Origin of the sequence: Acinetobacter sp. UBA991 (genome assembly GCF_002292065.1) — a bacterium.
Classification (GTDB): domain Bacteria; phylum Pseudomonadota; class Gammaproteobacteria; order Pseudomonadales; family Moraxellaceae; genus Acinetobacter; species Acinetobacter higginsii.
Genome location: NZ_DBBF01000011.1, coordinates 55304 through 80056 on the forward strand (window position 1 = coordinate 55304; position 24753 = coordinate 80056).

Below are 24753 nucleotides of genomic sequence, written 5' to 3' on the forward strand. Positions count from 1 at the left end.
GTGGCCAACGCCAAATTTAAAGAATCGATTTGGAGAAAGTGATGCTAGATCTAAATAGTGAAATTAAAGAATTTAAACAGGCTTGGATTTCTGCTGATGGACATTTCAAGTTTGTAGATTACAACCCTAAGTTCGGCAAATTTGAATTGACTGGGTTTACTGGAACGTTATCGGATGACGAGTTAATGAGTACCTTGTGTGCTGTGAATGCCAGCTGGGGAATGTGGTTAAAAGCAAAGCAAGCAAAAACTGACGGCGTTGTGATTAAAGCTGCAGATATTGAAACTGCAATCACTTCTGGTCCTGACAAAGTAAAGCAGCTAACTGAGCATTTAGAAAATGTTGTAGCTGAGAAGGCAATCGAACTTTGCAATGGTAATTTGATAAAGGCCTCAGACTTAACAGGGATCTATCGAACCACCCTTTCAAAGCGTCACAAGCGTTTCATTCAATCGAGGGCTTCATAATGAATTCAGCAGCAGAATTACGCCGATACACTGAAAATCTTGCTTTAGAGAAATCCATCAAGCTTGTTTCTGATGCTTTAGACAAGGAACCTTTTGGGCTTGAAATTTCACAACTCATGACAGTTTGCCGACTAAGTGCCAAAACAACAAAAAATGTTTTAAGCATTATAAAAGCTCATTGTGAGGATGGTGTTTGGTTTTTAGATGCTAAGCGCAAACAAGAATCTAACACCTTGATAACCACATTACCTGCAGTAAATGAATTGCCAAAACTTAAGGTGAACGCTATGCCTAAAACCGTTGATAAAACTGAAAATGAATCACTTTTAAAACGTATGGTCCGCCTTTTTAGAGAAAATCCTAACGGCATAACATTGCTTGAGGCTATGGAGAAATTGAATTGCCAGCGTACGAGATTTGATGGTGATCTCTCTTATCTAAGAAAAAATTACTTTCCTGTGAACCTGGTAAAACAAACGGATGGCCGAAAATTGTATATCCCTGTTTTTGAACTGGACCAGAAACCACAAGAAAGTGAAAAAAATGTACCAGGTAAAGTTACCACCACGCAAACCGCAATAGGCGATGTGGTAAATAATCCAGAAATAAAGCCAAAAACTGTACCAGTTGATGATGCAATTTTACCAGTTGCAGATACAGATCTAGAAAAAGTGGTAAAGCAGTTAAAATTGCAAACCAAAACAATAGTTACCACGAAACAAGAACTACATCTCACACAGAATCAGATCTCTGAATTGTTAATGCAAAGTTTTGGGTTTGACGAAATTAACTGGACGGTACTGGATGATAATCATGTAGTCAGTATTGCACTATCTAAAACAGAAACCATGGCGGATATGAAATGATCTCAACCTACTCTACATATTCTGTTCTGGCATTAGACTTGGCCACAGCAGAAACGGACCTGATAATTGGCGATGATCATTTAAATATCATTGAAGCCTTTCACACAGATGATGCTCATCAAGCACTTAATAAATTAAATGAGTACAAAACCTCTTATCCAAAATCTATGGTCACAACAAACGCAGCAATTGCTCGCCAGCTATATGAATATCAAATCGAGCAACTTGTACAAGCATTTCCATGTTTAGCAGAAAATAAGGAGGCATAATATGCAAATCGATCGTAGAATCCGAGCAGCAGAGTTTATGCAGCTCCTATCTATCAAAAGAACGAAATTTTATCGCATGATTAAGACTGGTGAAATTCCTCAACCAATCAAAGTAAGTGATAGAGAAGTTTACTGGCATGAATCAAGCGTGAAGAAAGTAGTCGAAAAACACAAAGGAAATTCTGATATGATAGCCTGCTAACCGCAGGCTTTCTTTTAAGTCGAGTGCCTCTCAAAACGGGTAACTAAACGGGTAATAAGATAACCGCTTTAAAATTAGTTTATCAATTTCAATAGGTTAAGATGAACAAGATTGTTGTAAAAAAACATAATGGTGGCACGATTGCTCAAAATAAAAGAGCGCGTCACGATTACTTTATCGAAGAAAAATTTGAAGCAGGCATGTCCCTCCAAGGCTGGGAAGTAAAGTCTTTGCGTGCAGGACGTATGACCCTCACTGAAAGCTATGTGATTTTTAAAAATGGCGAAGCTTTTTTGCTGGGCTCACAAATTCAGCCGTTATTGTCTGCATCAACCCATGTGGTTCCAGAAGCAACACGTACGCGTAAGTTGCTACTCTCTCGTCGTGAGCTAGAAAAGCTTTTGGGTGCAGTGAATCAAAAAGGCTATTCATGTGTGCCGTTGGCTTGTTACTGGAAAGGCCGTTTGGTTAAGTTGGAAATTGCGCTGGTGAAAGGTAAGCAATTACACGACAAACGTGCCACAGAAAAAGACCGTGATTGGCAACGTGATAAATCTCGTCTGCTGTATAAATGAAAAAAACCTCCAATTATTGGAGGTTTTTTTCATTCAAGATTAAACTGGGATATGCGTCAATCTTAATTCAGCTAAATATTTTCCGAACTTGCGTGCAGTTTCCAAATCACCTTCAGGTGGAGTAATTTCAACACTGGCATTATCTGACTGAGTCATTAAGCCCAGAAAGCTCGACATACGGTTAATATCTAAAGCGCTTCTTCCCGTTGGCATAAATGGCAAACCAGCCCACACCATGCCATGTTGCATCGCAAATAAGTTAATTTGCTGCAATACCGCCAATTTATCGCCACTAAGACCGCCCCCATTGGTAAAACCAGCAGCCAGTTTGCCTTGCCATGCCCGTGCCAACCAGCGTTTAGATGAATCTTCCATAAACTGTTTCAATGCAGCTGTGAGACTGCCCATATAGGTTGGACAACCAATAACAATCACATCTGCTTGGTCTAATAAGTCCCACTGTGGCGCAGCCACAGAAATGAGATGCACCTCTGCACCCGCCTGCTCGGCACCCTGAGTAATATATTGCGCAACTTTGGCCGTATGCCCATAAGGGCTATGATAAACCACACAAACTTTAACTTGGGGAGTAATTTGCTCAATAACAGACATGGAGAATTTTAAAAACCAATGAATTAGATCAAGTTTAACATTTTCACTACGACATGGCGAATCAACAACACAAGGGATGCAATTTATTGCATGAATACAAAAGTTGCCATTCGTCCTGTTTTTGTATCACGACGATAAGAAAAATAATCTTCGGCTTGTTGATAAGAGCACTGATCTCCGCCTAAAACAGTTTCCACGCCCAAACGGTTTAAAATAAAGCGAGCAATCGCATAAAGATCCGCATGATATTTACCCATCACTTGACCAGCAACAAAAGCAGTTTCGAGTTCAGGATATTTTTCACAAAAAGCGGCTTTGACTTCTGCACCTATTTCAAAACACGGTTGGCTAATCGCAGCACCCAACCATGCCCAACTCGGCTGAGACTGCAATTCAGCGACTGTATTTTCGATAATCCCATTAGCCAAGCCACGCCAACCAGCATGTAGATTGGCAACCTCAGTCCCTTCGGCATTGCCCAAGACTACAGGCAGGCAATCAGCTGTCATCATCATTAAAGCATGACCTGCTTTTTGTGTAACCAAGCCATCGCCTTCAAGCGCAATAAATGGAATTTGTTCATTTACGGTATGACAAATCGTGCTATGGGTTTGCGTCATCCATGTGATTTTATCTACACCAAATACAGATAACTGATTCAACAAGACCATACGATGCTGCTGAACACGTTGTGCATCATCATTGACATGCAACGCCAGATTAAACCCAGACAGATTTTCATTTGCTGTTGCAATGGTTTGAGCATGTTCAATTCGTGTTTGCCCAACATAAACACCATTAGGCAGACCTTTTACAAATTCCATAAAATCCCTCCCAACCTCCCTTTTCAAAGGGAGGATCTGAACAAATCATCCTTTATTAAAAAGGAACTTTACTTAATACGCTTCATTTTCACTACGTAGGACTTCAAGCAACTGAGTAAAATCTTCAGGCCAAGGCGCTTCAAACATCATTTCTTCACCTGTACGTGGATGTACCAAACCGAGTTTGGCTGCATGTAGAGCTTGACGCTTAAAGCTACGTAACTTATCGGTTAATGTTTCTGATGCACCTGCTGGGAAACGCACGCGATTGACATAAACAGGATCGCCAACCAAACCATGCCCAAGATAACTAAAGTGCACACGAATTTGATGGGTACGCCCTGTTTCAAGTTGTGCCTGAATACGGGTAAAGTCACGGAAGCGTTCTTTCACATTATAATGTGTTACCGCATCACGCCCACCCGGTAAGATCGCCATTTTGACACGGTCTACAGGATGACGCTTAATCGGTTCATCAATGGTGCCACCCGCAATGACATTACCATACACAACTAAATCATAAACGCGATAAACGGTTTTCTTGGCTAACTGCTTGCTCAGAGAAAATTGAGCTTCCAGATTTTTTGCAACCACCAATAGACCACTGGTGTCTTTATCAATACGGTGTACCAAGCCTGCACGAGACAGCTCTGCCAATTTTGGCGCATGATAAAGTAACGCATTCACTAAGGTTCCAGTTGGATTGCCTGCGCCTGGATGAACGACCATCCCCACTTCTTTATTGATTACAATAATATCGTCATCTTCATAGACAATATTTAATGGAATATTTTCAGGTTGGCTCGAAGTTTGTGTCTCAAGTTCAACTTCAAGCGTAAGCAGCTCATTGCCTTCACAACGGTACTTCGGTTTAACAATGTTACCATTTACCAACAGATGACCGTCTTTCATCCATTGCTTGAGTTTTTCACGAGAAAACTCGCTCCAAACCAATGCGGCAACCTGATCAATACGTTGACCTAAATAGTTTTCATCAAGTTGAATTTGCAACGATAAACGTGTTGCAGTTGAGTCGGAATTATGATTATCTGCATCCACAGAATCTTCGAGTAAGAAATCTGTTTCAGAGATGTTTGAATTGGAAGATTGTGCTGAAGTCATTTGATGATCGGTACAAAAATGGTTTAATAGCACCATTGTAGCTCATTGCCCAGAATAACAGAGGAGTTTTTATGTCGCTACCACGTTATAAAATTACGGTGCTTGCACTATCTTTAGGTGTAGCGTCTGCATTTGTGGGCTGTAGCAGCAATCCAAGTAAGAAAGATGTGGTGGATAAAGGACCACAATCAAGTGAACAAGTTTATTTTGAAAAAGCCATAAAATCGCTTGAACGCAATCAATATACCGATGCAGTAAAGTCACTTGAAGCTTTAGACACGTACTATCCAACTGGGCAATATACGCAACAAGCTCAACTTGAGCTGCTTTATGCAAAATTCAAGCAAAAAGATTATGAAGGTACGATTGCACTTGCAGATCGTTTCATTCGATTAAATCCTCAACATCCAAATGTTGATTATGCCTACTATGTTCGTGGCGTAGCCAACATGGAAATGAATTACGACAGTTTGATTCGCTATACTTCTTTACAGCAATCACACCGTGATGTGAGCTATGTCAAAGTTGCTTATCAAAACTTCGTAGAACTGATTCGTCGCTTCCCAAGTAGCCAATATTCTGTTGATGCTGCACAGCGTATGAAGTTTATTGGTCAAGAACTGGCTGAAAGCGAAATGAACGCAGCGCGTTTCAACATTGAACGTAAAGCATGGCTTGCTGCTGCTGAGCGCGCGCAATGGGTGATTGAACACTATCCGCAAACACCACAAACGCCTGAAGCATTAGCGACTTTGGCTTATAGCTATCAAAAACTTGGCGATAATGCGACCTCTCAGCAATATATTGATATCTTAAAACTCAACTATCCAAATCTCGTAAAATCGAATGGTGAAGTGAATTTACGTGCTGCACGTAAAGAAGGTAGTTGGGTGAATCGTGCAACTTTAGGTTTATTGGGTCGCGAATCTAAAACGGTTCAAACGAAAAAAGATGAAGTAAGCAGCGATACTGAACAACGCAGCTTAACCAACCGTTTAAGCTTCGGTTTGTTTGATAAACCTGAAACTGAACAAGCCACACCTGCTCCAGTGGTAGCACCTGAAGCACCAGCAGCAACCACGGAAAATAAACCGAGTTGGAAAAACCGTTTAAGCTTTGGCCTACTCGATAAGCCAGAAGCGAGCAATACATCTGAGGACGATGCTGCAAACTAATTTGCAATCATCTGATACATCAAACAGGCAAGTCTCCCTTGCCTGTTTTTTATTTTATGCAACAATGATTCCTGACATTTTGCAGTGCAACAATGTTCTACTCCCAGTCTTAAATGGTTAAACACACATGGCAATTCCACAACATACGATTGATCAAATTTTAGATCGAACCGACATTGTCGATCTGATCGGTCAACGTGTGAAGTTAAAAAAGACGGGACGTACTTATTCGGGTTGCTGTCCTTTCCATCAGGAAAAGTCACCTTCATTCCATGTTTATCGAGATAAGCAGTACTATCATTGCTTCGGTTGCCAAGCCAATGGCAATGCCATTCGCTTTTTGATGGACATTGATAGCCGTAACTTTGTCGATGTAATGAAAGATTTATCTAATCAGACAGGCATCGAATTACCCAAAGATAATCACGACAATAAAAAATTATCCTATAAACGCAGCCCACAACAGGCTGTAGCTCCGCAAATCACACAAACCCCGCAAGAGCAATCAACAGCACCAGCTCCTTCTATCCAGGAAGCGCTGGACGATCATTTTGTTGATATGGATCACTATATGGATGATCCTTTTGCGCAGTTTGATCCTTCATTTAACATTCAAGAACAAGTACAAGAAGGTAATCTCTACGACTTGTTAGAAAATGTCGCCCAATTTTATGAACGCCAACTCCCTAATAGTCAAAAGGCACAAAACTATTTTAAACAACGTGGCTTATCCCCACAAACCATTCAATTTTGGCGTTTGGGTTATGCCCCAGAAGACTGGCAACATTTAGAAAAAGCCTTCCCACAAGATATTGAAGGGTTAAAACAACTGGGCTTAATTCGTTCCAGTGATAGCGGTCGAGATTTCGATTTATTGCGTGAACGAGTGATTTTCCCGATCCGTGATCATAAAGGACGTGTAGTAGGTTTTGGTGGTCGTGCCTTAAACGATGAGATTAAACCCAAATATATCAACTCACCTGATTCTGAAGTATTCCATAAAAACCAGCTGCTCTATGGTCTATACGAAGGTCGTAAACTCAAAGCCAATGATTGGTTGATGGTCGAAGGTTATATGGACGTCATTGCCTTACAGCAATATGGGATCAATGGTGCAGTGGCGACACTGGGAACGGCCAGTAATGCCGATCATTTAACCACCCTGTTTAAACAAAATTCTCGAATTACGATTGCCTTTGATGGAGATGCCGCAGGTCAAAAAGCAGCTCGACGCACCTTGGAAATTGCATTGCCACTACTCAATGATGGTCGTGAACTAAAATTCTTTGTGCTTCCGAATGAGCACGATCCAGACTCGCTGATTCGTCGTGAAGGCTTAGAAAATTTCCAAAAATTATTACAGCAAGCACCACTGTTATCAGACTTTGTGTTTGCCCATTTAACAGGACAGCATGACGTCAGTACACCCGAAGGTAAAAGTCTGGTCATGGGTGAACTGCGTGAATTAACAGAACTACTACCCAAACATGGTTCATTTCGTTATCTACTGAGTCAGTCTTTCCGTGAAAAACTCGGTCTAGGCAAACGCTTCACGCCACAAATCAGCCACGATGCCTCTTTATCTTTTAATATTCAGACCAAGGATGAAGATTTTGCAGTGGCAATTTTAATGCACCACCCCTTCCTGTATATTCATTTTGAAGAGCTACGCGCGGTGATTGATCAAAATGAATTATTGGCGAAGATTTTAGCGGCACTGAATATTGTATTTGATGATCTTCCTGATGATCAGGAACTTGCAACCTATTATGTGCTGGGCGCTTGTAGTAGTTATAGCCATGAACTGGCGGATATTATGCAGCGTACCAATATCCAATCCTTAACCCAAGCACCTGAAGTTGCCGATAAACTTGCAAAAGAATATGCGCTAGGGCTACAAGAGAAGTATTTGCGCTTAAAGCTCAAATCGCCAATTTCTTTAATTGAATCGCGTAATTTACGTCAACAACTGAATGAATTGACCAAACAGATTAGTTTGCGTTTATTGTCTTAATTGTCCATTACTGGCGTGGCTTACGCTCATGTTCAAACACATCTTGTAGATGTTGCTGTAGCCATTCAAAGTAATCTGGATTTTCAGCTTTAGCTGCTTCTCTAAGTAAAATTGAGGTTGGGTGCATCAACTTTTGGGTCAGACGATGTGCAAACTCTTGTAAGACCTGTTCAGCAGTATTTCCATGTTGCAACGATTCTAAAGCATGCGCCAATTCTTTTTGACTGACTTCTTCACTATGTTGACGATAAGCTTGAATGGTACCACTGGCTTCTTTGACCTTTTGTTGGGTCATTAATTGGGTTGCCAATTGATTGACCATGATTTCAGCTTCAACTGCGGCCTGACGACGTTGCGCTAGGTTTTCATCAATTACACTTTGTAAGTCATCAACACCATACAAATACACGTTATCCAATGATTCCACTTTCGGATCAATGTCACGCGGAACAGCTAAATCGACCATCAACATTTGTTGATAGCGACGCTTTTTTAATGCAGCTTTAACGTCTGAATATTCAATCACTTGATGCAAACTACCTGTACAGCTAGAGACGACATCCGCTCTATGCAAGTTTTGTGCAAGCTCAGCAAAGGGAATAATTTCCACATCAACTTGATGGGCAATTTCTTGTGCCAACAGATCTGCACGTTCGCGGCTACGGTTACAAATCAGGATTTTAGCAACCCCCATTTCGGCCAAATGTTTGGCAACCAAGGTGTTCATCTCGCCTGCCGCGACCACCATCACTGTGAGTTTTTCCGTGTGGCTAAACACTTGTGAGGCCAGTTGCGCAACCGCATAACCCATTGAAACAGCATGACTTCCTACCGAGGTTTCAGAACGGACGCGCTTTGCTGCATAAAAGGCATATTCAAAGACACTATTCAATTCAGGCGAAACAGTTTCTGCATCTTTTGACAGCGCCAATGCACTTTTCACTTGCCCTAAAATTTGCGGCTCACCCAGCATCAGCGAGTCTAAACCACTGGCAACACGCATTAAATGTGTAACTGCTTGGGCATTTTCGTAACGATAAACATGATGAATTAACTGTTTTACATCAATATTATTCACTTGGGCCAGCCAACTCAGGACGCTATCCGCATCCTCAGTCATGGCATACACTTCGGTACGATTGCAGGTCGACACCACCACTAAATCATTCAGTGATGCATGTTGGTTTTGCTCAAGCAATAGCGCAGCTAATCGCTCTGCATTGAAAGCAATTTGTTCGCGAAGTTCAACAGAGGCTGTTTGATGGTTGACGCCCAATGCAAAGAAAGACATATCAGATCATCATTTCGCTAAATTTATGTTATTGTGCAACATCGGTGTCATAAAAAGCATTACTTTGGATCAATAAAAATTGCGTCAGCTATATCGCCGTACCCTTTTTAGCGGCAAGACGATTAGACGGTATTCTACCACAATCTTGTTGTTAGGTAGCATGAGCTCTTATGTCTCTGCACAAGCAATACACGACATGTATGCAGATAAGAGCTTTGAGCATGCACTGCAACAGAGCATGATTGCTGAATTTTCTCTTGCTTATGACGATATTGCAACGGCACTACATAATTATACTGTGCTTGCGATTCGTAGTAACTCAACCACCATTAAACAACGTGCCTTAGACATTGCTTTAGAATACAATGATTTACAAGCTGCTTTAAATATTGCCACGCATTGGGTTGAACAAGAACCCAAAGATGTTCCAGCCCTGTTCTATTTGTCTCATATCGCGTTAAAAACACATGAATATGAGTTAGCAGCCAAGACGCTGGATAAGATTCTCAATATTGATCCTACTGCCGATCTTGAACAGATTTTGGCGGGTATTGCACCTGAACAAGCACAAGATCGTGAGATTCTACTCAATGCGCTCCGTGCCAGTGAGGAGCGCAACAATCCCTCTATTCTCGCTTTAATTGCAGGTTTAGAAGCGCAAGATGGTTTGTATGAACAAGCACTGAATAATATTAATCGTGCATTACGCAAGCGTTCAAAATCAACCAGTTTTATTCTAATGAAAGCCAACCTATTAATGGCTTTGCAGAATGATGAAGAAACCAAACAATGGTTTGAAAAAGCTAGTCGCAAAAACAAGAACAATATTGATGTTCGCATGGCAGAAGCACGTTATTACATTCAAATTAATCAGCAACAAGAAGCCTTGGATAAACTTGAAGATATTATTAAAGATCATCCCAAGGCAGAAGAAGCGCTCTTTATTGCAGGCTTGACCAGTATTGACTTAAAGCAATACGAAAAAGCCGAACAATATCTGGTTGAATTGCGCTCATCGGCAAAATACCAAAATGAGGCTTATTATTACCTTGCGATCAATGCACAACGTAAACAACATTATGAAACTGCAAAAGCATACTATCGCCTAGTCGATGGTAGTTTATATATCGTTTCTCGACGCAATATGATTGCGATCTTTGAAAAACAAGGTCAACTGAATGATGCCTTACGCTTCTTGACCCAAGAACGAGTCAACTATCCACAACATGCCAGTTTCTTATATCAAGCACAGGCCGATATTTTAAAGAAGATGGATAATAAAAAGGCGGCTTTGGCCTTACTGGATGAAGCAATTAAGAGTCTACCCGACGATCCTGAATTGATTTATGCCGAAGTATTATTACTCGACCCATATACCGATCGAGATAAATTAGACAAAACATTAAAGCAACTCTTAATAATTGAGCCCAATAGCCCAACCTATCTCAATGCTTATGCCTATACACTGGCACTACAAAACCGTCGCCTTAAAGAAGCACGTAAATATGCAGAACTAGCGTTAGATTTTGCCCCAGAACAGGCATCTATCCTAGACACCTTAGGCTATATCGCCTTTTTACAAAATGATTTCGATACCGCATCCAAAGTCTTGGGCCAAGCGTATTCGCTGAGTGAGAATGTCAATATTGGTATTCGTTATGCTAAAGCCCTATATATGCAAGGCGCACTCACGCAATTTAGCGAGGTGTTACAGCAATTGAAACAAAAACATGCCAATGCCCCACAATTACAACAACTTGATAGCTTAATCTTACCCATCACCGTAAAAAAGAGTTAAATTCATGCGCTTGTTTTCAAAATTATGCATCACCGTTTGTAGTAGTAGCGTTCTATTTTTAACTGGTTGCCAACATTTAAGTCAGCCAAATAAAGTGATTGCATCACCACAAGTTCAAGATGAAAATAATTTTAGCTTACAAGGTAAAATCGGTGTCCGCACACCACAACAATCTGGCAGTGCTTTTTTCACATGGGTTCAACAACAGGATCAGTTTGATATTGAACTCACTGGAATTTTAGGAGTTGGTAAAACCCAGATCGAAGGTAAACCGGGTGAAGTGACATTAAACAGTGCCAAAACAGGTCTAATTACGGCTGAAACACCTGAAGAGTTACTTGAGAAAGCAACTGGTTGGCAAGCACCGATTATGCATCTCGCTTATTGGGTACAAGCTAAGCCTGCGACTCAAGATGCACAAGTGAATAAAGATGAAAATAATCGTCTAAAGCAGTTAGTTGAAGATGGCTGGACGGTTGATTTTAGCTATAACGATGCGCAAACCCTTCCCAATAAACTTTTATTGAAGCAAGCACTTGTCGATAACAAAGAAAACCGTATTACAATGGTGATTCAAAACCGATGATTTAGATTGTTTTTATGATTAGAGTGCCTTCCCCTGCAAAATTGAACTTGTTTCTGCATATTACAGGTCGTCGTGACAATGGTTATCATGAATTACAGACTATTTTTCAACTGATTGATCTATATGACTGGATGACTTTTGAGCAATGCTCAGAGCAAATCATTCAAATTGAGGGTCTGAACGAAGTCACTCTTGAACAAAACTTAATCTATCGTGCTGCACAGCTACTCAAACCACATGCAAAAAAAATCTGTGGGCTAACTATCAGCATTGAAAAAAACATTCCAATGGGCGCTGGTCTCGGTGGTGGTTCATCCAATGCAGCAACCACACTGATTGTACTGAATCAGCTCTGGCAATGCGGCTTAGATGAACAGCAATTAGCCGATTATGGCGTACAGCTTGGGGCAGATGTTCCGATCTTTGTTTTAGGTCGTAATGCATGGGCAGAAGGCATCGGTGAACATTTATCATTCATAGACTTAGCTCAAAAAAAATTCATAATCTTAAAACCTGACTGTTTTATCAGCACTCAACAGCTTTTTTCACAAAAAACATTGACAAGAGATTCTAAGATCACTACATTTTGCGCCTATCAGTTACAACCTTCTAATTTTGGAAATAACTTTGAACCTCTGGCTCGACAGTTATACCCTGAAGTAGATGAAGCAATGCAATATTTAGATCAATTTGGTCTAGCAAAGCTTACAGGTACAGGTGCTTGTGTTTTTACTGAAGTAACCGATGAAATGAATATAGAGCAAATTTTGCAAAACGCGCCTTGTAAAGCTTACTTGGTCAACAGTTTAGCAGAATCACCTCTAAGACATTTTGAAGTTACCTGTTAGGGGCGTCGCCAAGTGGTAAGGCACCGGGTTTTGATCTCGGCATCCGTTGGTTCGAATCCAGCCGCCCCTGCCAATTTTCATCTGTAGATACATGTAATATTTAGGGGCGTCGCCAAGTGGTAAGGCACCGGGTTTTGATCTCGGCATCCGTTGGTTCGAATCCAGCCGCCCCTGCCATTACATAGTATCGAATTTAGGGGCGTCGCCAAGTGGTAAGGCACCGGGTTTTGATCTCGGCATCCGTTGGTTCGAATCCAGCCGCCCCTGCCATATCTTAGACAGACTTGTTTTATATTGATATTTGCTCAAATATATTGACATTATCTTTTAAAACCTTTAAAGTTCTGCCGCATTAGGGGCGTCGCCAAGTGGTAAGGCACCGGGTTTTGATCTCGGCATCCGTTGGTTCGAATCCAGCCGCCCCTGCCATCCAAATTCATTATAAGCCAACCGCCAAGGGTGCTTCATGCCCAATCTTGTCGTTTTTAGTGGAAGTGCTCATCCACATTTCGCTCAAAAAGTCGTAAGCCATTTACATATTCCTTTAGGTGCTGCTTCTGTTAGCAAGTTCTCTGATGGTGAAATTTCAGTTGAAATTACTGAGAATGTTCGTGGTAAAGACGTTTTTGTCGTCCAGTCTACTTGTGCCCCTACCAATGATAACCTAATGGAAATCTTGGTGATGGCTGATGCTTTGCGTCGTGCAAGTGCTGGTCGTATCACTGCTGTCATTCCTTACTTTGGTTATGCTCGCCAAGATCGTCGTCCACGCTCTGCTCGTGTACCGATTACTGCGAAAGTTGTTGCAGACATGCTGACAACTGTTGGTATTGACCGTGTAGTAATGATTGACTTGCACGCAGACCAAATTCAAGGTTTCTTCGATATCCCTGTTGATAACATCTATGGTACGCCAGCATTACTCGCTGACCTACGCCAGCAACAACACCACAATCTTGTGGTTGTTTCACCTGACGTTGGTGGTGTGGTTCGTGCCCGTGCTGTTGCTAAACAAATGGGTGATATCGATTTGGCTATCATTGATAAACGTCGTCAAAAAGCAAATGAATCACAAGTGATGCATTTGATTGGTGATGTTAAAGATCGCGACTGTGTGATCGTCGATGACATGGTAGATACAGCAGGTACGCTTTGCAAAGCGGCCGATGCACTAAAACAATTTGGTGCTCGTCGTGTTGTTGCTTATGCAACTCACCCTGTTTTATCTGGCAAAGCCATTGATAACCTTCGTAACTCTGTCATTGATGAACTTGTTGTTACTGACACAATTCCTCTTTCAGATGAAGCACTAAGCTTAGGTAAAATTCGCCAAGTTTCTGTTGCTAGCATGGTTGCTGAAACAATTCGTCGTATCAATAACGAAGAATCTATTAGCGCAATGTTCGATAGTTATCTATAATAGCCCAGCTTTTTTTCTTAAACCCTAGCTCGCTAGGGTTTTTCTATCACTAAACTGGTCGCAAGTTTAGTTACTCAAACTCAATGAGGATATGCCCATGGCAAACTTCGTATTAAACGCTCAAGCACGTGAAGTAGCACAACAAGGGAAAGGTTCGAGCCGCCGCCTTCGCCACGCTGCTCAAATCCCAGCAATCATCTATGGTGGTAGCGCTGAGCCTGTAGCCGTTACTTTAGAGCTTCGTGAAATCGTTAAAGCTTTAGAAAACAACGCTTTCTTCGAAGAAGTTATCGAAATCAAAATCGGTGACAAAGTTGAAAACGTTAAAATCCAAGCGTTACAACGCCACCCTGCTAAAAACACGCCTATGCACGCTGACTTCAAACGCGCATAAGTGTTAAAGGCGTAAATTAGTGTCAAATATTTCGCTAATTGTTGGTTTGGGCAATCCTGGAAAGGAATATGCCCAAACCCGCCATAATGCAGGTTTCTGGTTCGTTGAACAGCTTGCAGATCGTTATGGCATTTCTTTAAAAGCTGATCCAAAGTTTCATGGATACAGTGGTCGTGGCCAAATCGAAGGTCATGATGTCCGTTTATTACTTCCTACCACTTTTATGAACCGTTCTGGTCAAAGTGTTGTCCCTTTCGCTAAATTTTATCAAGTTGCACCTGAAGCAATCCTGATTGCGCATGATGAACTGGATATGAATCCTGGCATTATTCGCTTGAAAACAGGTGGCGGACACGGTGGACATAATGGTCTCCGCGATATCGTCCCGCATATCGGTGCTAATTTCCATCGTCTACGTATTGGAATTGGTCATCCGGGTGCCAAAGAACGCGTTTCTGGTCATGTGCTTGGTAAAGCACCTAGCAGTGAACAAGGCTTAATGGATGCAGCCATTGACCATGCCCTATCTCAAGTGAAAATGCTTGTTGATGGACAAGTGTCACAGGCAATGAATCAAATTAACGCTTACAAACCCGCTTAAACTGAATTGTTGATCAATCCCGCTTGCCATATTGCATTTTTAAGCGCAAAATGCGCATCAAACCGCCTATAGCCCGCGGAAAACGTGACAAGTCAACCATAAGATAATCATCTTAGGTCTTACTCAGGAGACGCTAGCCATGCTATCTCGTTTATTAAAATGTAAAATTCACCGTGCAGTTGTGACTCATGCAGAGCTTCATTATGAAGGTTCTTGTGCAATTGATGGCGTATTAATGGACTTAGCAGGGATTCGTGAATACGAAGAAATCCACGTATGGAACGTCACTAACGGCAAACGTTTCACCACCTATGCAATCCGTGGTGAAGATGACTCAGGTATTATTTCAGTGAATGGTGGCGCAGCCCATCAAGCTGATGTTGGTGATTTAGTGATTATTGCGACTTTCGGTGACTTTACTGAAGTCGAAGCCAATCTTCACAAACCACGTTTAGTTTATGCAAACCCAGACAATACAGTGAACCACACTGCAAACTGTATTCCTGTACAAATTGCATAAGACCTATAAAGATTCTCAAAAAGCCAGTCAATATGAACTGGCTTTTTTATTGCACAAACACAGCCCATTCATCCTCTAGGGCAAAATACAAAAACACTGAAAAATAAGGCCAAGTTTTACGCAAGCAAACTTGTAAAACAGCACCAAAATTTGTTCAATAAGAAGACAATAATGATAATTTGAACAATATGGATATTACTCATCTTCTTAGCAAAGTTAGCCTCTTTGCTGATTCCGATCACACCACCCTAGAAAGCTTGGTGCCTCACTGTCATATTCGTCATTTACAAACAGGACAGCAGCTTTATTGTGCACATGATATTGCCGATTATGTGTATATTGTTGCTTATGGTCGGGTCAAATTGACCACTTCGGCAGGCTTACTGACGTATTTTGGTCGCCATGATATTGTTGGCGAAACAGGTGTCATTTCCAATCAACCTCATCAAGGTACAGTCAATGCAGTCCGTGACACTGCTCTACTCGGTATTCCACAACAACAATTTCTAGATTTCATTCACCAACACCCCAAAGTGTTATTTGCTTTATCTCGACTCATCATTCACCGCTCGCAACCCGAATTACAACATTGTCATGCAATGGGACACAGTCGTACACTTTCAGTAATTCCTGTATCCGCACATATCCCTGCCACACATCTGGCAGAAAAACTGACCGAGCACTTACAACGTTGGCCTCAAGTTCGTTTAGTCACTGCTGCACATATTGATGCGTTATTTGGGGTAGGTTTTAGCCAAACCCCATTAGATTACAGTAGTGAAGATTTAAAACTACGCCAATGGCTGGCCAATTTAGAGGAAAAACACTGTTATGTACTCTATGCTGCGGATTGCAGTGATGATGAATGGTCGAAACGCTGTTTACATCAAGCTGATCGAATATTGATTTTGGCGGAGGCCAACCAAACACCCACTCAAACCAGACTATCGGATGTATTGAATCAGCATGATTGGCAAAGTCCAATTGAATTGGTTTTACTGCGTTCCGAAGGAGACCCATCTCCGCATACATTGATTTGGAAACAGCTCTATCATGCCCGCGCCCACTACTTTATTCACCCATGGGCACAGGCCGATATCTGCGCCGTCGCTCGTCAGATCTCCAGCCAAGGCGTTGGCTTGGTACTTGGTGGTGGTGGTGCACGTGGCTTTGCCCATATTGGTTTAATTCGTGCGCTTGAACAACTACATATCCCGATTGATATTGTTGGGGGCACCAGTATGGGGGCATTTGTGGCGGCGCTAGTCGCCTGTGGTTTTGATAGTGTGGAAATGACCCATATTGCTTATGAAACTTTTGTCGCACGAAATTACCTCAATGATTACACCATGCCTCGCGTTTCACTGATTCGTGGGCAACGTTTCCATACCCGATTACAGGCCATCTTTGGAAGTCGCAGAATTGAAGAGCTCAGACAGACCTATTACTGTATTTCAACCAACCTTACGACAGGTCAAGCGGTGATTCATGATCAAGGTGAACTGGCGACTTGGGTTGGAACCAGCATGAGTGTGCCGGGTGTTGCTCCTCCTGTTGCTTGGCATGAAAACCTGCTCTGTGATGGCGGTGTAATTAACAATCTCCCCACAGATGTTATGCAAAACTTAGAGCGAGGCACCATTATTGCTAGCAATGTCAGCTTGCATGATGATATTCGAGTCCCAGGAATTGGTTTAGAAGAACCAGATCAAAGTGCATTATTGAACTGGAATAAAATCATCAAAGATAAGCTTCTACATGCACCACGTTTGGCAGAGATTTTGATGCGTACCGCGACCCTTGCGAGTGATACCATGATACAAACAGCGGCAATTGAACGCGCCAATTTACATATCCGCATGCCCATTGAAGGTATCGGTATGTTTGACTGGCATAAATTAGATGAACTAATCGAACGCGGCTATGAGCATGCTCTAGAAACCTTATTGCCAATTCGAGAAACGTTGCCTAGTGCTTAAGCCGAATGAATCTGATAACGATCCAATAGCCCATCTAAATATTGATAAGTTTCTGGATCTAATTGCTGCATATAACCATCTAGAATACGATGACATAGCTGCTGCTTGTCGATTGGCATACGTCGCATAATATCGAAAGTAACTTCCCATTGTGAGCGTAATAATGATGCATAGGCAATATGATGCAGGACCTGCTCATCAATTTGGGCAATCGCCGTGGCAACAACCTCCCTTGCCTCATCTTGCATATAATTCACAATAACCAACATATCCGTCCATAAATCACAACGATCAGCCGCCTCTACAATACTCCGAATAATCTCTACTCTTCTTAATGTCGGTAAATTAGCAACAAAGCTCTGTGCTTGCGCCGACAAACAGGCCACGACAGGCAACATGTCTTCCCACAATTGGTCTTCCTGTGTGGCTTGAATAATCGCATTCACAACGGATTCCCCTTGCTGAACCGCTAAATCACCAAGCTCCTGCTTAAGTCCATAACTGATATAACTCATTAAAGCCAAAACTTTAGGCCATACCAGTCGCTGGGCTGGATCACCCACAATCAATAAGGCTTGCTCAATGCGCTGCTTGGGCAAAACATGCACCAGATGATCGATTTGCTCTCGGGACTCAATATAAAAAGCTATTTCTAACAGATCACTTTCACTCTCGACCACTTGCGCCACATCTTGTAATACCGCATCTGACAACATACTGACAAAACGACCAATTGTCACAAAGTCCCGCTGCTCCAATAGAACTTGAGTAATGTCGGTAATTTGATGTGTAGTAAGATAACCAAGTAGTTCTCTTGCCAATCGAGGATCTAAATAAACAGCAATTGCAGCTATGGTTTTTGCAGGTAAATGCTTCGCTATTCGATAAGAATTTTCTGTAGATAAATACACTGCAATCTGGGCGACAATAAAGGGTTCTAAAAAGTGTTTAACCATAAAAACACTTACCCAACGTGGTAACCAACTCACCCATGCTGCTAGGTAACGGAAACGCTTTTTCTGACGATTTTGTAGTCGTTCTAATATCGCAAACCGAAACTGTCTAAGGTTTTCAGGGGCCAAAAACTGCATAAACTCTAATTCTTGCTCTGAGACCTGCAAAATGCGAGCGAGCTTAATCAGCTCTGCCTGTACTGCCAATCGAGTCATGCTATTCCCTCATTTTATTTTTTCGAAACAGCCAACGAAGGAAAAAAGGTGTTTGGTACACACTACGATTCATTTTCTGATCCTCATTTTTGATGGCCTGTTGTAATTGTTGATTGAGCCAAGCCAAATCATGATTAGAAAGTTGTGAAAATGGTTGAAGACTCATCACAGGCCGACGTAATTGTTGTGCCAATCGTTCTAATTCTGTCTTATCTGCTTGCTCCATTTATCGACTCCTTGAATTATTGTTATTTTATCTTTCGAGTGTATGCTCAATTTAAATCCATTGCCAGTTTCACAGATCGATAGAAAAACTAGAGCTACTTCTCAGCAAATTTTTTCATTTTTATAGAACGATTCATTCTATAAAAAGTTGCCTTTTCTCATAAAAATCCGACTATAATCGAAGCACATCGCTTCAGGGCGGGGTGAAATTCCCCACCGGTGGTAAGTTAGGCATTCTAATCAAATGACCTAATCAGCCCACGAGCCTGTATATATTTTTATATACTCGCAGATTTGGTGAGAGACCAAAGCCGACGGTATAGTCCGGATGAAAGAAGACGAAACCACTGAAATACGCTTTTTGCGTTGTTTTTGTGCACGCTTATTTTTTACATCAGTCCTGAAATGTTCAACCGTATCCAATTTACGAGAGCGTTTCATTATGTCTAGTTTAATCCAACCCGAACTTTTCTTTTCAGCCCTTTCCCCTGCTGAACAACGTATTCAACAAGCTTTAGAAGATATCCGCCAAGGCAAACCTGTATTGGTGATGGATGATTTTGATCGTGAAAACGAAGCTGACTTGATTATTGCTGCTGAAACTTTAACTGTCGAAACCATGGCGCAAATGATTCGTGATGGTTCAGGTATTGTTTGCTTATGCTTAACAGAAGCCTTAGCTGATCATTTAGAACTTCCACCCATGGTCGTCGACAATTCCAGCCAATTTAAAACAGCATTTACAGTAACGATTGAAGCGGCACAAGGTGTAACCACAGGCGTGTCTGCCAAAGACCGTGTCACCACAGTTTTAGCTGCAACCAAAGATGGCGCAGTAGCGAGTGACTTAAGCCGTCCAGGTCATGTATTTCCTTTACGTGCGCGTGAAGGCGGTGTGTTAAGCCGTCGTGGTCACACGGAAGGTACAATTGATTTAGCACGTCTAGCAGGTTTAAAACCATCTGGGGTATTGTGTGAATTGACCAATCCTGATGGCTCTATGGCTTCTGGTATTCAAGTGCTTGCTTATGCACAAACCCATGGTTTAACTGTGATTAGCATTGAAGAACTGGTGCAATACCGCTTAAAACACAATGTCTAATTAGAGATAAAAAAGCCTCGAATCATCGAGGCTTTTTACAATTCGTTTTATGAAACTTTTCGCTCGGCGTTCAATTCAGCAACAGCTTCAATCAACTGACTAAATTGCGAAATTTGGATCACAGGTTGTGCTTGAGCCAACTCTTCTGCCGTGCCATAACCATAATTCACAGCAATGGTTTCAATCTCATTGGCACGTGCACCAATAATGTCATATTGGCGATCACCCACCATAATACATTGCTGTGCATCTAACTGCTGTTGTTCCAGAATATAAGCGATTAAATCCGCCTTATTGGTTCTCTCACCAGTCAATTCACTGCCATACATTTCGGTAAAATACCGAGCTAGATCAAAATGAATCAAAATTTGCTTCGCATAAACTGTAGGCTTTGCTGTCGCCAAAAACAAAGCATAGCCTTGTGATTGCAATTGCTGCAACGTCTCAACGACCGTTGGATATACTTCATTTTCAAATAAACCAGTCACTGAGAAACGCTCACGATAAGCCAGCAATGCCTGCTCAGCCAGATCATCATCTTGAGTATTGAGTAATTTTGCCAGAGATGCTTTTAAAGGTGGGCCAATCGTCCAATCCAAATTTATGTCATTTGCCAAAGGTTGACCTAATTTTTCTAGCGCAAAACGAATTGAACCATGAATCCCAGCTTTAGGGTCTGTTAAGGTTCCATCTAAATCGATGAGAATATTTTTGATCGTCATTCGTTCAATCTCTTACAGTCTTACACAACGCAGTCGAGAGTTTCTCGAAACTTCCCTATACTACCGTAGATTGCAGAATAAAAGGAAATTGCAGTGCGTCCGACCGTACTTTGTTTTTCAGGACTAGATCCATCTGGTGGTGCTGGCTTACAAGCAGATATTGAAGCAATTGGGCAAAGTGGTGCGCATGCTGCCATTGCATGTACCGCGCTGACGATTCAAAACTCACAGCAAGTATTTGGTTTTGAAGCCACTTCAAAGGAATTATTGCTGGCACAAGCCAATGCCGTGGTCAGCGACTTACCGATTAAATGTGTAAAGTCAGGCATGTTAGGCACAACTGATAATATTGCTGCATTAGCCGAGTTTTTACGAGAACATCCAGATTATTTATATGTCCTAGATCCCGTTTTAGTGGCAAATAGCGGCGGTTCATTGGGTGACCAAGCAACCTTGGTCAAAGCCTTCGTGGAGTTGATTCCTTTAGCAACGGTGATTACCCCCAATACGGTTGAGTTAAGAGCCTTAACAGGTCTTGATGATATTGAACAGGCCACACATAAACTGTTTAAAATGGGTGCAAAAGCAGTATTGGTCAAAGGTGGGCACGAAGATACGCCTGATCATATCCGCAACGTGCTCTATGCTGATGGCAAAATGCTTGCAGAAAGCCGCTGCCCACGCTTAGAAGGTCAATACCACGGTTCAGGTTGTTCATTGGCAAGCTTTATTGCAGGACGTTTAGCACTCGGTGATTCGCTTAAAATTGCGGTTCAACATGCTGAAACATGGTTATTTGGAGTGTTAAAACATGCTGAGACACCTGTACCAAATGGGCAAAAGATTCCAAAACGTTTTTAAATCATCCCTGAACAAATGAATCTTCAATAAAAAAGGCGCATCTCGCGCCTTTTTTATTTCGGATCAATTACTGTGGAATACGGAGTACTTGACCAGGGAAAATATCATCTGCATTTTTGAGTAATGGACGATTGGCTTCAAAAATTTTATTGTACTGGTTTGGATCACCATAATACTCTTTTGAAATCTTAGACAGATTGTCTCCTGATTTCACGGTATAAAACTTACTTTCTGGCTCAGGTGTTTCCACGGTAAGTTGATCATCAACTTGTGCAACATGATCAATGTTTCCGACAGCAAGTACGATCTTTTCTTTATCTGCTTGGGTTTTAACCTGCCCTTTAATGGTTGCTGTATCGGTATTGCCATTATATGTGACCGATAAACCATCAATCGGAAGACCTAAACTTTTAATCAAACCTAATAATTTATTCGCAATCTCTTGAGCTGATGGTTCAGCTGGCGTTGCTGGTGCAGCTTGCGGTTCAGCTGGTGCTGTATTTTTCTTACCAATACCTTTAACAAAATCAAAAAGACCCATTGTTATTTCCTCTGTAATTATTAATGCATAATAGTCAAAATAGACCTACATCTAGTTATACAGAAAAAATAAAACACTCGAGTTTCAATTTAACGCGGTCTTGTAAATATATGTATATTCGATAGAACTTAATGAAAAACATTCTGTTGCAAAACGTACAAACACAAAAAAGCCACCTTGCGGTGGCTTTTGATCATGCAAGATGATTAACCAAGTTTCTTAGTTACGTAATCGATTGCAGATTGAACAGTTGTGATTTCATTTGAATCTTCATCTGGAATCGTGATGTCAAAATCATTTTCAAAAGACATTACAAGTTCAACCAAATCTAAAGAGTCAGCACCTAAGTCATCCATGAAAGATGCTTCGTTTTTAATCTCTTCAGCACGCATACCTAATTGTTCAGCTACTGCTTGTTTGATGCGTTGTTCGATATCGCTCACAGGAATTCTCCTCATTGCTTGTGGCGTTTTAATTTGCCACTAGTTTAATTGAATATAAGATTTTTTAAAAGTTTATACATCGCCACTTAGGCCATGTATAGACCACCATTTACGTGTAAAACTGTACCAGTAATGTAACTAGCCTTATCGCTCGCCAAGAAACTCACTGCATTTGCAATATCTTGAGGTTCACCTAGACGATTTAAAGCTACTTGATCAATCATTTTTTTACGAATATCTTCGCTTAACTGATCAGTCATTTCAGTGGCAATGAAACCAGGTGCAACACTGTTCACTGTAATCTGACGACTACCCATCTCTTTGGCTAAACTACGACTGAATGCTTCAATCCCTGCTTTTGCTGCCGAGTAGTTCGCTTGCCCAGGGTTGGCAAAATGTGCAACCACTGAACTAATATTAATAATGCGGCCAAAACGTGCTTTGGTCATACCTTTCAATACACGCTTAGACAAACGATAAACCGCTTTTAGATGAATATTGAGAATATCGTCCCAATCATCTTCTGACATACGCAGCAGCAAGTTGTCTTTGGTAATGCCTGCATTGTTGACCAAGATCAACACTGAGCCATATTTTTGCTCGATGTCTGAAACCAGTGCATCAATCGCTTCGCCATTGCGAACATCAAGTACAGCACCTGTCCCATGTTCAGCAAAGCTTTCTGTCAGCTTTTGCGCGCCTGCTTCAGAAGTTGCGGTACCAACCACAAAAAAACCGTCTTGAATGAGTTGCTGTGCAATTGCTGCGCCAATGCCTCGGCTTGCTCCTGTCACTAACGCAACTTTTCGTTGTTGTGTCATGCAATTTTTCCTTCTGCCACTAACACTGCGTTTAGGGCATCTTCCATACGTGCTTTGCTATCAAGGGCAAATGCTTTTTCTATGTTCGGTAATCGCTTAGCAAGATTACTCAGTACCGTACCCGGGCCACATTCAACCACGTACTGGATACCCTGATCTTGCAGATATTGCATCGTACGCGTCCATTGTACTGATTGGTACAATTGAGCGGTTAACGCCTGACGTAATTGAGCAACATCTGTCGCGATTTCCGCGTTGACATTTTGTATTACAGGAAGGCATGGTAGCTCAATGGCAGTTTGTTCCAAAGCTTCGGCAAACTTTTCCGCCGCTGGTTTCATTAATGTGCAATGAGAGGGAACAGAAACAGGCAATGCAATTGCTTTCCCTGATTGTTCTTTTGCTTCTGCCATTACCTGCTGAACCAATGCTGTACTACCGGCGATTACGACTTGGCCTTGAGCATTATAATTTGCGGCTTCAACTGAACCTTGACCTGTAGCAGAAGCATTTTTACAAAGCTCGACCACTTTCTCATCAGCCAAACCGAGAATTGCAGCCATTGCACCTTCACCTGAAGGAACAGCACTCTGCATCAGTTTGCCACGTAAATGAACCAGTTTAACTGCATCAGCCAAGCTCATTGCTTCCGCTGCAACAAGCGCACTGTATTCTCCCAAAGAGTGTCCAGCCAAGTATTTCGGCACAATACCACCCAGCTCTAACCATACACGCCATAGCGCGATACTTGCGGTCAGTAACACAGGTTGGGTATTTTCAGTTTGGTCCAAGCCTTCACCCGTTTGGGCAATCTGCCAAAGGTCAAAACCTAGTGCAGCTGATGCCTCAGCAAATGTATCTTGAACGACACTAAACTGCTCTGCAAGTTCAGCCAGCATACCTGCTTTTTGAGAACCCTGACCAGGAAAAACAAATGCTGTTTTTGTTGCTTGAGCAGCCTGCTCAAGTCGTTTAGTCGACATATAAAAATCCTTAAATTAGTCTACCGCCAATTTTATCAATACTCATAATTCTACATGAGAATGACAATAGACTCTTTAGCGATGCGGCAATTTAACACTGATTAATTCTTTTTATAATTGCGAAAAACAACAAAAAAGGGAGCTTTCGCTCCCATTTTTTCTATACTTTAAGCTAACGCTTAATGCATATAGTTCAATTATTCAGCATCAGCTGCTTTAGCGAATAATTGACGACCACGGTAAATACCGTCTTTAGTCACGTGGTGACGACGATGAGTTTCACCAGTAGTTTGGTCTACAGATAATGCATTCTCGGTTAAAGC

General features: G+C 41.7%; 29 protein-coding genes, 4 tRNA genes and 1 riboswitch. Of the genes, 21 read left to right on the forward strand and 12 right to left on the reverse strand.

Going from position 1 to position 24753, the window contains the following annotated elements; translation table 11 throughout:
• The first annotated feature begins 41 nt into the window (after positions 1-41).
• The 5 genes from B2727_RS04265 to smpB all read left to right on the forward strand — a co-directional run bounded on the left by B2727_RS04265 (position 42) and on the right by smpB (position 2379).
• Positions 42-467, forward strand: a complete 426-nt coding sequence (locus tag B2727_RS04265; RefSeq protein ID WP_004804991.1) for a hypothetical protein — start codon at positions 42-44, stop codon at positions 465-467.
• On the forward strand, positions 467-1333 hold the full coding sequence (locus B2727_RS04270; protein WP_241304093.1) for a hypothetical protein: 867 nt from the start codon (positions 467-469) through the stop codon (positions 1331-1333). Before B2727_RS04265 ends, B2727_RS04270 begins: the two co-directional genes overlap by 1 nt.
• A complete protein-coding gene (locus B2727_RS04275) occupies positions 1330-1602 on the forward strand; it encodes a hypothetical protein (RefSeq protein ID WP_241304092.1) in 273 nt (90 codons plus the stop codon). Before B2727_RS04270 ends, B2727_RS04275 begins: the two co-directional genes overlap by 4 nt.
• Before the next feature lies 1 nt (position 1603).
• Positions 1604-1804 carry a helix-turn-helix transcriptional regulator gene (locus B2727_RS04280; RefSeq protein WP_241304091.1) on the forward strand — a complete coding sequence of 67 codons (201 nt, stop codon included), beginning with the start codon at positions 1604-1606 and terminating at the stop codon, positions 1802-1804.
• A gap of 101 nt (positions 1805-1905) precedes the next feature.
• Complete coding sequence (gene smpB, locus B2727_RS04285; protein ID WP_004804984.1) at positions 1906-2379, forward strand: SsrA-binding protein SmpB; 474 nt, start codon at positions 1906-1908, stop codon at positions 2377-2379.
• 39 nt (positions 2380-2418) lie between these two features.
• Here smpB and B2727_RS04290 read toward each other — a convergent pair whose 3' ends face one another.
• The 3 genes from B2727_RS04290 to rluD form a co-directional block, all read right to left on the reverse strand.
• The gene (locus B2727_RS04290) at positions 2419-2991 is read right to left on the reverse strand and encodes a flavodoxin family protein (protein ID WP_005312685.1); all 573 of its coding nucleotides are present in this window, start codon (positions 2989-2991) and stop codon (positions 2419-2421) included.
• A gap of 83 nt (positions 2992-3074) precedes the next feature.
• Complete coding sequence (gene pgeF / locus B2727_RS04295; RefSeq protein WP_033134438.1) at positions 3075-3815, reverse strand: peptidoglycan editing factor PgeF; 741 nt, start codon at positions 3813-3815, stop codon at positions 3075-3077.
• Between the two features lie 72 nt (positions 3816-3887).
• Complete coding sequence (gene rluD, locus B2727_RS04300; protein WP_026057564.1) at positions 3888-4937, reverse strand: 23S rRNA pseudouridine(1911/1915/1917) synthase RluD; 1050 nt, start codon at positions 4935-4937, stop codon at positions 3888-3890.
• A gap of 71 nt (positions 4938-5008) precedes the next feature.
• On the opposite strand from rluD, the gene B2727_RS04305 reads away from it, so the two are divergent.
• Positions 5009-6112: an outer membrane protein assembly factor BamD gene (locus tag B2727_RS04305; protein ID WP_004804977.1), complete on the forward strand. Its 1104-nt coding sequence runs from the start codon at positions 5009-5011 to the stop codon at positions 6110-6112.
• Between the two features lie 127 nt (positions 6113-6239).
• Positions 6240-8126, forward strand: coding sequence for a DNA primase (locus B2727_RS04310; RefSeq protein WP_033134437.1), 1887 nt, complete (start codon positions 6240-6242; stop codon positions 8124-8126).
• Positions 8127-8133: 7 nt separating this feature from the next.
• Here the strand turns inward: B2727_RS04310 and hemA are convergent, their stop codons facing one another.
• Positions 8134-9417, reverse strand: coding sequence for a glutamyl-tRNA reductase (gene hemA, locus B2727_RS04315; RefSeq protein ID WP_004804973.1), 1284 nt, complete (start codon positions 9415-9417; stop codon positions 8134-8136).
• Between the two features lie 79 nt (positions 9418-9496).
• Here hemA and B2727_RS04320 point away from each other — a divergent pair, with 79 nt between their 5' ends.
• The 12 genes from B2727_RS04320 to B2727_RS04375 all read left to right on the forward strand — a co-directional run bounded on the left by B2727_RS04320 (position 9497) and on the right by B2727_RS04375 (position 17563).
• The gene (locus B2727_RS04320; protein WP_033134436.1) at positions 9497-11215 is read left to right on the forward strand and encodes a tetratricopeptide repeat protein; all 1719 of its coding nucleotides are present in this window, start codon (positions 9497-9499) and stop codon (positions 11213-11215) included.
• A gap of 4 nt (positions 11216-11219) precedes the next feature.
• On the forward strand, positions 11220-11801 hold the full coding sequence (gene lolB, locus B2727_RS04325; protein ID WP_033134435.1) for a lipoprotein insertase outer membrane protein LolB: 582 nt from the start codon (positions 11220-11222) through the stop codon (positions 11799-11801).
• A gap of 14 nt (positions 11802-11815) precedes the next feature.
• Positions 11816-12649, forward strand: a complete 834-nt coding sequence (gene ispE, locus B2727_RS04330; RefSeq protein ID WP_033134434.1) for a 4-(cytidine 5'-diphospho)-2-C-methyl-D-erythritol kinase — start codon at positions 11816-11818, stop codon at positions 12647-12649.
• Positions 12648-12722 (forward strand) — tRNA-Gln (locus B2727_RS04335). Before ispE ends, B2727_RS04335 begins: the two co-directional genes overlap by 2 nt.
• 29 nt (positions 12723-12751) lie before the next feature.
• Positions 12752-12826, forward strand: a tRNA-Gln gene (locus B2727_RS04340).
• An 18-nt stretch (positions 12827-12844) separates the two neighbouring features.
• Positions 12845-12919: transfer RNA gene (locus B2727_RS04345), tRNA-Gln, on the forward strand.
• Positions 12920-13003: 84 nt separating this feature from the next.
• Positions 13004-13078 (forward strand) — tRNA-Gln (locus B2727_RS04350).
• 37 nt (positions 13079-13115) lie between these two features.
• Positions 13116-14069: a ribose-phosphate pyrophosphokinase gene (locus B2727_RS04355; RefSeq protein WP_004804966.1), complete on the forward strand. Its 954-nt coding sequence runs from the start codon at positions 13116-13118 to the stop codon at positions 14067-14069.
• Between the two features lie 97 nt (positions 14070-14166).
• Positions 14167-14463, forward strand: coding sequence for a 50S ribosomal protein L25 (rplY, locus tag B2727_RS04360; protein ID WP_004663523.1), 297 nt, complete (start codon positions 14167-14169; stop codon positions 14461-14463).
• 19 nt (positions 14464-14482) lie between these two features.
• Positions 14483-15064, forward strand: a complete 582-nt coding sequence (gene pth / locus B2727_RS04365; RefSeq protein WP_004804964.1) for an aminoacyl-tRNA hydrolase — start codon at positions 14483-14485, stop codon at positions 15062-15064.
• 139 nt (positions 15065-15203) lie between these two features.
• Positions 15204-15584, forward strand: coding sequence for an aspartate 1-decarboxylase (panD, locus tag B2727_RS04370; RefSeq protein ID WP_004655255.1), 381 nt, complete (start codon positions 15204-15206; stop codon positions 15582-15584).
• 188 nt (positions 15585-15772) lie between these two features.
• Positions 15773-17563, forward strand: coding sequence for a patatin-like phospholipase family protein (locus tag B2727_RS04375; RefSeq protein ID WP_005312665.1), 1791 nt, complete (start codon positions 15773-15775; stop codon positions 17561-17563).
• Here the strand turns inward: B2727_RS04375 and B2727_RS04380 are convergent.
• Together B2727_RS04380 and B2727_RS04385 are read right to left on the reverse strand one after the other, a co-directional pair.
• Positions 17560-18732 carry a hypothetical protein gene (locus B2727_RS04380; RefSeq protein ID WP_004804960.1) on the reverse strand — a complete coding sequence of 391 codons (1173 nt, stop codon included), beginning with the start codon at positions 18730-18732 and terminating at the stop codon, positions 17560-17562. The two genes, B2727_RS04375 and B2727_RS04380, sit on opposite strands and share 4 nt — an antisense overlap.
• 1 nt (position 18733) lies before the next feature.
• Positions 18734-18958 carry a hypothetical protein gene (locus tag B2727_RS04385; RefSeq protein WP_004804958.1) on the reverse strand — a complete coding sequence of 75 codons (225 nt, stop codon included), beginning with the start codon at positions 18956-18958 and terminating at the stop codon, positions 18734-18736.
• A 185-nt stretch (positions 18959-19143) separates the two neighbouring features.
• Positions 19144-19301, forward strand: a riboswitch (FMN riboswitch).
• Positions 19302-19399: 98 nt separating this feature from the next.
• On the opposite strand from B2727_RS04385, the gene ribB reads away from it, so the two are divergent.
• Positions 19400-20059, forward strand: a complete 660-nt coding sequence (ribB, locus tag B2727_RS04390) for a 3,4-dihydroxy-2-butanone-4-phosphate synthase (protein ID WP_005205490.1) — start codon at positions 19400-19402, stop codon at positions 20057-20059.
• Between the two features lie 47 nt (positions 20060-20106).
• On the opposite strand, the gene B2727_RS04395 is transcribed toward ribB, so the two are convergent.
• Positions 20107-20781 (reverse strand): HAD-IA family hydrolase, encoded by a 675-nt coding sequence (locus B2727_RS04395; protein ID WP_033134433.1) that lies wholly within the window; start codon positions 20779-20781, stop codon positions 20107-20109.
• A 93-nt stretch (positions 20782-20874) separates the two neighbouring features.
• Here B2727_RS04395 and B2727_RS04400 point away from each other — a divergent pair, with 93 nt between their 5' ends.
• Positions 20875-21642: a hydroxymethylpyrimidine/phosphomethylpyrimidine kinase gene (locus tag B2727_RS04400; RefSeq protein WP_033134432.1), complete on the forward strand. Its 768-nt coding sequence runs from the start codon at positions 20875-20877 to the stop codon at positions 21640-21642.
• Positions 21643-21709: 67 nt separating this feature from the next.
• On the opposite strand, the gene lysM is transcribed toward B2727_RS04400, so the two are convergent.
• The 5 genes from lysM to rpmF all read right to left on the reverse strand — a co-directional run.
• On the reverse strand, positions 21710-22183 hold the full coding sequence (lysM, locus tag B2727_RS04405; RefSeq protein ID WP_004804950.1) for a peptidoglycan-binding protein LysM: 474 nt from the start codon (positions 22181-22183) through the stop codon (positions 21710-21712).
• A 206-nt stretch (positions 22184-22389) separates the two neighbouring features.
• On the reverse strand, positions 22390-22626 hold the full coding sequence (gene acpP, locus B2727_RS04410; protein ID WP_004655272.1) for an acyl carrier protein: 237 nt from the start codon (positions 22624-22626) through the stop codon (positions 22390-22392).
• Positions 22627-22712: 86 nt separating this feature from the next.
• On the reverse strand, positions 22713-23447 hold the full coding sequence (fabG, locus tag B2727_RS04415; protein WP_033134431.1) for a 3-oxoacyl-ACP reductase FabG: 735 nt from the start codon (positions 23445-23447) through the stop codon (positions 22713-22715).
• Positions 23444-24430: an ACP S-malonyltransferase gene (gene fabD, locus B2727_RS04420; protein WP_033134430.1), complete on the reverse strand. Its 987-nt coding sequence runs from the start codon at positions 24428-24430 to the stop codon at positions 23444-23446. Before fabD ends, fabG begins: the two co-directional genes overlap by 4 nt.
• A 197-nt stretch (positions 24431-24627) precedes the next feature.
• Positions 24628-24753: 50S ribosomal protein L32 (rpmF, locus tag B2727_RS04425; protein WP_291348191.1), on the reverse strand; the 126-nt coding region annotated here is incomplete at its 5' end.

Coding starts and splice junctions, on each gene's coding strand:
- B2727_RS04265 (WP_004804991.1), top strand. CDS start 42: ATGCTAGATCTAAATAGTGAAATTAAAGAATTTAAACAGGCTTGGATT.
- B2727_RS04270 (WP_241304093.1), top strand. CDS start 467: ATGAATTCAGCAGCAGAATTACGCCGATACACTGAAAATCTTGCTTTA.
- B2727_RS04275 (WP_241304092.1), top strand. CDS start 1,330: ATGATCTCAACCTACTCTACATATTCTGTTCTGGCATTAGACTTGGCC.
- B2727_RS04280 (WP_241304091.1), top strand. CDS start 1,604: ATGCAAATCGATCGTAGAATCCGAGCAGCAGAGTTTATGCAGCTCCTA.
- smpB (WP_004804984.1), top strand. CDS start 1,906: ATGAACAAGATTGTTGTAAAAAAACATAATGGTGGCACGATTGCTCAA.
- B2727_RS04290 (WP_005312685.1), bottom strand. CDS start 2,991: ATGTCTGTTATTGAGCAAATTACTCCCCAAGTTAAAGTTTGTGTGGTT.
- pgeF (WP_033134438.1), bottom strand. CDS start 3,815: ATGGAATTTGTAAAAGGTCTGCCTAATGGTGTTTATGTTGGGCAAACA.
- rluD (WP_026057564.1), bottom strand. CDS start 4,937: ATGACTTCAGCACAATCTTCCAATTCAAACATCTCTGAAACAGATTTC.
- B2727_RS04305 (WP_004804977.1), top strand. CDS start 5,009: ATGTCGCTACCACGTTATAAAATTACGGTGCTTGCACTATCTTTAGGT.
- B2727_RS04310 (WP_033134437.1), top strand. CDS start 6,240: ATGGCAATTCCACAACATACGATTGATCAAATTTTAGATCGAACCGAC.
- hemA (WP_004804973.1), bottom strand. CDS start 9,417: ATGTCTTTCTTTGCATTGGGCGTCAACCATCAAACAGCCTCTGTTGAA.
- lolB (WP_033134435.1), top strand. CDS start 11,220: ATGCGCTTGTTTTCAAAATTATGCATCACCGTTTGTAGTAGTAGCGTT.
- ispE (WP_033134434.1), top strand. CDS start 11,816: ATGATTAGAGTGCCTTCCCCTGCAAAATTGAACTTGTTTCTGCATATT.
- B2727_RS04355 (WP_004804966.1), top strand. CDS start 13,116: ATGCCCAATCTTGTCGTTTTTAGTGGAAGTGCTCATCCACATTTCGCT.
- rplY (WP_004663523.1), top strand. CDS start 14,167: ATGGCAAACTTCGTATTAAACGCTCAAGCACGTGAAGTAGCACAACAA.
- panD (WP_004655255.1), top strand. CDS start 15,204: ATGCTATCTCGTTTATTAAAATGTAAAATTCACCGTGCAGTTGTGACT.
- B2727_RS04375 (WP_005312665.1), top strand. CDS start 15,773: ATGGATATTACTCATCTTCTTAGCAAAGTTAGCCTCTTTGCTGATTCC.
- B2727_RS04380 (WP_004804960.1), bottom strand. CDS start 18,732: ATGACTCGATTGGCAGTACAGGCAGAGCTGATTAAGCTCGCTCGCATT.
- B2727_RS04385 (WP_004804958.1), bottom strand. CDS start 18,958: ATGGAGCAAGCAGATAAGACAGAATTAGAACGATTGGCACAACAATTA.
- ribB (WP_005205490.1), top strand. CDS start 19,400: ATGTCTAGTTTAATCCAACCCGAACTTTTCTTTTCAGCCCTTTCCCCT.
- B2727_RS04395 (WP_033134433.1), bottom strand. CDS start 20,781: ATGACGATCAAAAATATTCTCATCGATTTAGATGGAACCTTAACAGAC.
- lysM (WP_004804950.1), bottom strand. CDS start 22,183: ATGGGTCTTTTTGATTTTGTTAAAGGTATTGGTAAGAAAAATACAGCA.
- fabG (WP_033134431.1), bottom strand. CDS start 23,447: ATGACACAACAACGAAAAGTTGCGTTAGTGACAGGAGCAAGCCGAGGC.
- fabD (WP_033134430.1), bottom strand. CDS start 24,430: ATGTCGACTAAACGACTTGAGCAGGCTGCTCAAGCAACAAAAACAGCA.